Annotated in this window: 6 protein-coding genes and 1 pseudogene; 2 read left to right on the forward strand and 5 right to left on the reverse strand. The window is 61.7% G+C overall.

Annotated elements, in window-relative coordinates; translation table 11 throughout:
• Positions 1–395, forward strand: a 395-nt coding sequence (locus GL284_RS21415; protein ID WP_230383234.1) for a hypothetical protein, incomplete at its 5' end; no start/stop codon positions are given.
• 321 nt (positions 396–716) lie between these two features.
• On the opposite strand, the gene GL284_RS20980 is transcribed toward GL284_RS21415, so the two are convergent.
• Both GL284_RS20980 and GL284_RS20985 read right to left on the reverse strand, forming a co-directional pair.
• A complete protein-coding gene (locus GL284_RS20980) occupies positions 717–1340 on the reverse strand; it encodes an FMN-binding negative transcriptional regulator (protein ID WP_155046349.1) in 624 nt (207 codons plus the stop codon).
• 11 nt (positions 1341–1351) lie between these two features.
• Positions 1352–2212, reverse strand: a complete 861-nt coding sequence (locus tag GL284_RS20985; RefSeq protein ID WP_155046350.1) for a DMT family transporter — start codon at positions 2210–2212, stop codon at positions 1352–1354.
• A gap of 120 nt (positions 2213–2332) precedes the next feature.
• Between GL284_RS20985 and GL284_RS20990 the strand changes: the two genes are divergently transcribed.
• Positions 2333–3736 (forward strand): aminotransferase-like domain-containing protein, encoded by a 1404-nt coding sequence (locus GL284_RS20990; protein ID WP_230383235.1) that lies wholly within the window; start codon positions 2333–2335, stop codon positions 3734–3736.
• A 272-nt stretch (positions 3737–4008) separates the two neighbouring features.
• On the opposite strand, the gene GL284_RS20995 is transcribed toward GL284_RS20990, so the two are convergent.
• The 3 genes and pseudogenes from GL284_RS20995 to GL284_RS21750 form a co-directional block, all read right to left on the reverse strand.
• Positions 4009–4209, reverse strand: coding sequence for a hypothetical protein (locus GL284_RS20995; RefSeq protein ID WP_155046351.1), 201 nt, complete (start codon positions 4207–4209; stop codon positions 4009–4011).
• Positions 4210–4228: 19 nt separating this feature from the next.
• Positions 4229–4510 carry a BrnT family toxin gene (locus GL284_RS21000; protein WP_341870526.1) on the reverse strand — a complete coding sequence of 94 codons (282 nt, stop codon included), beginning with the start codon at positions 4508–4510 and terminating at the stop codon, positions 4229–4231.
• 90 nt (positions 4511–4600) lie between these two features.
• Positions 4601–4758, reverse strand: a pseudogene (locus GL284_RS21750) (integrase); the annotation flags it as partial.
• Between the last annotated feature and the right edge of the window lie 117 nt (positions 4759–4875).

The raw sequence follows: 4875 nt of genomic DNA on the forward strand, positions 1-4875 counted from the left end.
CGGCACAGTTCCGGCACCGCAACGCCGCCCTCAGCCTGGCGCAGCACCGCCATGATCTGCGGCTCGGTAAATCGGGTTTTTCTTATTCGAATCTCCTCAGTTCACGCTACGAGAAAATTCTACTGCCGCATCCCCTTAACCACGGGGAGGATTACCGTTGGACCCACGGGGGCGAGAAGGGCGCGCACAACTACATCGACAATCTTTCTGCTAAGAAGAACGCCTATATCACCCCTTGGGAGAGCGCCTCGCTCAAAGAATTCTTCACGCACGTTCGCAAACCGTTTGGTCATGGCGCTGGCAGCTCGGCAATGCCGTCTCTCTCGCGCCCCCAGATAGAATGGGCAATCGAATTTAGCATGATCTGGGTCAAGAACCTCATCAGGCGCATGTAATTGCGCCGAAGGGGATAGCCCTATCGAACTCCGGCGAATTTCATTTTGGGGGAGAGGAAAGCGGAGCAGTCAAGCAGCATGGGGCGCACCGGGCAATCGCTCCAGGACTGACAGCGCAGTTTATCTGCCCCCGAACGACTGCTTGCGGGAACGCTGCTGCGCAGCATCGTCGAGGGTCGAGTTGCCGTTATGGGCCGCGAGAGCTTGGCGTGGTTGGGGAAGTGTCTCGATCTGATCGGTCTGCTACCGACTCATCGAGCCAGACCATGGCGCTCGCTAGAACGGGAATGGCGTGCATTTTTGCAATGATTGGTGCTCAGCCTACACCATCCCTTGCCGTTTCATCCGCCCGGCCAGGCCTGAAAACCCGCGCGCATCCAGATGCTCCGCCGTCGCGGCGTGATCCCGCGGCTCGCGGTTCTGGCTCAGCTTGGATTTCGCGGCCACCTTGGTCACCGCGATGCGAAACGCCACAATCGCGCCCAGCATGTCGGTCATGTAGTCCGCCGGGGCATCGGCCATGCGCCAGGCCGCTTTGCCGTTCAATTTGCGCTCGTGATCTCGGGTCAGCAGGCCTACGGCAGCGCGCTTCGAAGGCTCGTCGTGCTGGAAGCTGATAGTCCCGTGGACATGGACCACCTGATAGTTCCAGGTCGGGGCATGCCGATGATGTTCGGGCTTCGACGGATAGCCATTCGGCGTGACATAGGCGTCCTCGCCCCGGAAGATCGCCAGGACCTGATGCCCGGGTGCAAGCAACCGATGGAGGTCGTTCTTCACCGCGACGTGGCCGATCAGGGTGCCGTCAGGAGCCGACAGCAAGGGAATGTGGTTCGCGACCAGCCCTTCCGAAGTCTGAGCCACGATGCAGGCCAGCGGATGGTCCCGCAGGACCGCCTCCACCTCGGTGGGATCCTTTTCTTCAAAGGCATCGGGCAGATACATCTCTTGTCTCCTCAGGAATACCGCTTCGCGCCCCAGACGCAGCCCACCACGACCAACGTGATGGCCAACATGGCGGGGGTGACCGCGTCGCCTATCAGCACTGCTGCGAGCAGCAGGCCGAAGAAAGGCTGCAACAGCTGCAGTTGGCCCACACCCGCGATGCCGCCGATCGCCAGGCCGCGATACCAGAAGACGAAGCCCAGCAGCATGGAGAAGAGGGACACATAGCCGAGGGCCGCCCATTCCGGTGCGGTGATCCCCGCCGCGCTGGCCGGCAGTGTCGCGAAGGACAGAGCGGCCATGATCGGCAAGGACAGGACCAGCGACCAGGAAATCACCTGCCAGCCGCCCAGCCTGCGCGAAAGCGCCGCCCCCTCGGCATAGCCCAGACCGCAGAGCGCGACAGCCGCGAACATCATCGGATCACCGACGAGCGACCCCTCACCACCATGGGCAAGCGCATAGGCTACGATCACCAGACTTCCGCAGCCCGAGAACAGCCAGAACGCGGGTCGCGGGCGCTCTCCGCAACGCAGGACGCCGAACAGTGCCGTGAACAGCGGCAGGATGCCGATGAACATGACCGACCGGGCGGCCGAGATGTGTTGCAGCGCCATTGCGGTCAGCAGGGGGAAGCCCACAACCACCCCGGCGGCAACGAGGACAAGCGCGGGCAGATCCCGCCGCTCGGGTCGCGTCTCGCGGAGCGCGAAGAGCAGCAGGCTGCCGACCAGTGCCGCGATCACCGCCCGGGCCGAGGTCAGGAACATCGGGGAGAAACCTCCGATGGCGATGCGTGTCGCGGGAAGCGATCCGCTGAAGATCACCACGCCGACCAGGCCGCTGCCCCACCCCGCCAAGCTTTTCTGCATAACAAACGTCCTTTTTCGTCGGACGCTCTTAACAAGCCCGGCAATCTGGGGACAGATACGGACCCATATGATTCTGACAAACCGTATGGGTCATCCGGCCCATACAGATGAGGGTCGACCATGACGAGCCGCACCACTGCTGTGATGGAAACCATCCGGTCCAGGATCGCCGCACGCGCTCTGGCACCCGGAGATCGGGTTCCGTCGATCCGAAGCCTGGCAGCCAGTCTCTCGGTCTCGCCTTCCACTGTGGTCGAGGCATATGACCGCCTCGCCGCCGATGGCACGATCATTTCGCGCCCTGGCTCCGGATTCTATGTCAGTTCTGGCACCCAACCCTTCGCGCTGGCCAATGTGGGACCGCGTCGTGACCGGGCGGTCGATCCGCTTTGGGTTTCGCGTCAATCCCTGGATGCGGCGCCGTCCGTCATCCGGCCGGGCTGCGGCTGGCTGCCACCGGACTGGCTGCCACAGGACAGCCTGCGCAAGGCGATCCGCGCGGCTGCAAGATCCGATGCCGTCATTCTTAGCGACTATGGCAGCGCTCGGGGATTGTCGGCCCTGCGCGGTCATCTGTCCCGGCAGTTTCAGTCCGAGGGGCTGAATGCAAGTCCCGATCAGATCCTGCTCACCCCATCGGGGAGCCAGTCCATCGACCTGATCTGCCGGTTCCTGTTGCGCCCCGGGGATACGGTTCTGGTCGATGATCCCTGCTACTTCAATTTCCACGCTGTCCTGCGCGCGCATCAGGTGAAAGTCGTCAGTGTGCCCTATACGGCGACGGGTCCGGACGCGGACGCCTTCTCGAAAGTCCTGCTCGAGGCTGCGCCACGGGTCTACCTGACGAACTCCGCCCTGCACAATCCGACCGGCGCGACGATGACGCCCCAGGTCGCGCACCGGATCCTGAGCGCGGCCACGGCGCATGATGTGATCATCGTCGAAGACGACATCTTCGCCGGGTTTGAACCGGAACTCTCGGCCCGGCTCGCCACGCTTGATGGCCTTGCTCGCGTGATCCGGATCGGAAGTTTCTCCAAGATCCTCTCGCCCGCGATGCGCTGCGGATACATCGCCGCGCGCCCTGATTGGATCGAAGCCCTGACGGATCTGCAGATCGCCACCAACTTTGGCGGTCCGGATGCTCTGGTAACCGAAATTGTCCATGCTGCGCTGACCGACAGTTCCTATCGGCGCAATGTCGAAACCCTGCGTCGACGCCTGTCGGCCGCTCGAAGCACCGTTGCTGCACGGCTCGAGCCTTTGGGCATTCGGCCGAAACTGATGCCGCGGGGGGGCTTCTATCTTTGGTGCCAGTTGCCAGGGGGCCTCGACGCCGCCGACGTGGCACGCCGGGCCCTCGAACGATCAATCGTTCTCGCGCCGGGTAATGTGTTTAGCGTGTCGGAGAGTGCGACTGACTGGATGCGCTTCAATGTCAGCCAGATGTCTGACCCACTTGTCTTCGAGGTGCTGCAAGAGGTGACAGGAGTTGGACACCTTGGGCCACGGTCCTCCGAGTGATCGCGAGGGTCGCACCCCCTTGATTGATGCCGGTCGACTCCTAAAGGCGTTGGCTGGCGCCTGCGGCAAGCATCCCGTTGTGTGACGCGGCAGTTACCGTTTCTTACCCAAAGCGCGATCACCTGCTTCGTCGCGCATAACTACAATCGTGGAAGGGTCACTGCGGGGCAAGATGAACGGCAGCTTCGGGGAAATGCTGCAATGCGGCATAGCGCCCGTCAGCCGTCCGCTAAGGGCCGGCCTCGCTGACCACCGCCAGCGAATACTCAGTATTAGCCCAATGCCTTTCGCAATGCGTCATTCACGAAGGCGCTCTTGTTTCCCAAATCCTCCAGTCGCTCAGCCACATCGGGATTAATCATAACGTTTTGCCGGACTTTGCGTCTTTCCGGTAGCATGGTCGGACGACCACGGCGAGCCTTTGCAGAAAACGCATCACCCAGTTCGCCCACTTCGCCTTGTACACCGATCAACGGTTTATTCTTTGTAATATCATGCCCTTTCCCTGCTATTCGCTTTGCGGAGACTGATGACGCGAAGCGCTTCGCCGCGCAGGCACCAGGCTACCACACAGAGCCGGTCATTGATCGGGACAAGGCTGACATACCGAACCTCGCCGTATTCTTCGCGAACATCTTCTGCAGTGCGCGGCGTCCCAGTCGGCCTCTGCGAGCGAGGCGAAGTCCAGCCCTCGTTCCCGAAGGTTAAACTCGCGCTTCGCCTCATCCCACTCGAAAAGAAGCGGCCCGACAGTTCCGCCAAGTTACGGTGCATGCTGCGAAGGAATGCTACAACGCGGCCATTGAGAGCCAGTTGGATTCGACTAGCTGATGGGTGGAAGAGGATCCGACGACCCCTCAATCCCTATAGATCTATACCTTCTGACAGCGTCAGTGGGTCATCAAAGTCGACGCCAAGGTATCGGACAGTACTGTCCATCTTGGTGTGACCCAGCAGAAGCTGTCCTGCCCGCAGATTGCGGTCTTTTTGTAGATTTGCGCAACCTTCGTTCGGGGCAGTGTCCCAACACATGGTGTAGGAGGCCGCGCGCGGAGCCTTCGGCGTAGCGCAGCGCGCGGCCGTTGGTGACGCTGGCGGTCACCGTCGATCTTCGGACAAGTTTCGGGTTGCGAGACCTT

Origin of the sequence: Paracoccus shanxieyensis, from assembly GCF_009711265.1 — a bacterium.
In the GTDB taxonomy this organism is placed as follows: Bacteria; Pseudomonadota; Alphaproteobacteria; order Rhodobacterales; family Rhodobacteraceae; genus Paracoccus; species Paracoccus shanxieyensis.

Excerpts from the sequence above, each read along its gene's own strand:
- GL284_RS20980 (WP_155046349.1), bottom strand. The coding sequence starts at position 1,340 with ATGTATCTGCCCGATGCCTTTGAAGAAAAGGATCCCACCGAGGTGGAG.
- GL284_RS20990 (WP_230383235.1), top strand. The coding sequence starts at position 2,333 with ATGACGAGCCGCACCACTGCTGTGATGGAAACCATCCGGTCCAGGATC.
- GL284_RS20985 (WP_155046350.1), bottom strand. The coding sequence starts at position 2,212 with ATGCAGAAAAGCTTGGCGGGGTGGGGCAGCGGCCTGGTCGGCGTGGTG.
- GL284_RS21000 (WP_341870526.1), bottom strand. The coding sequence starts at position 4,510 with ATGCACCGTAACTTGGCGGAACTGTCGGGCCGCTTCTTTTCGAGTGGG.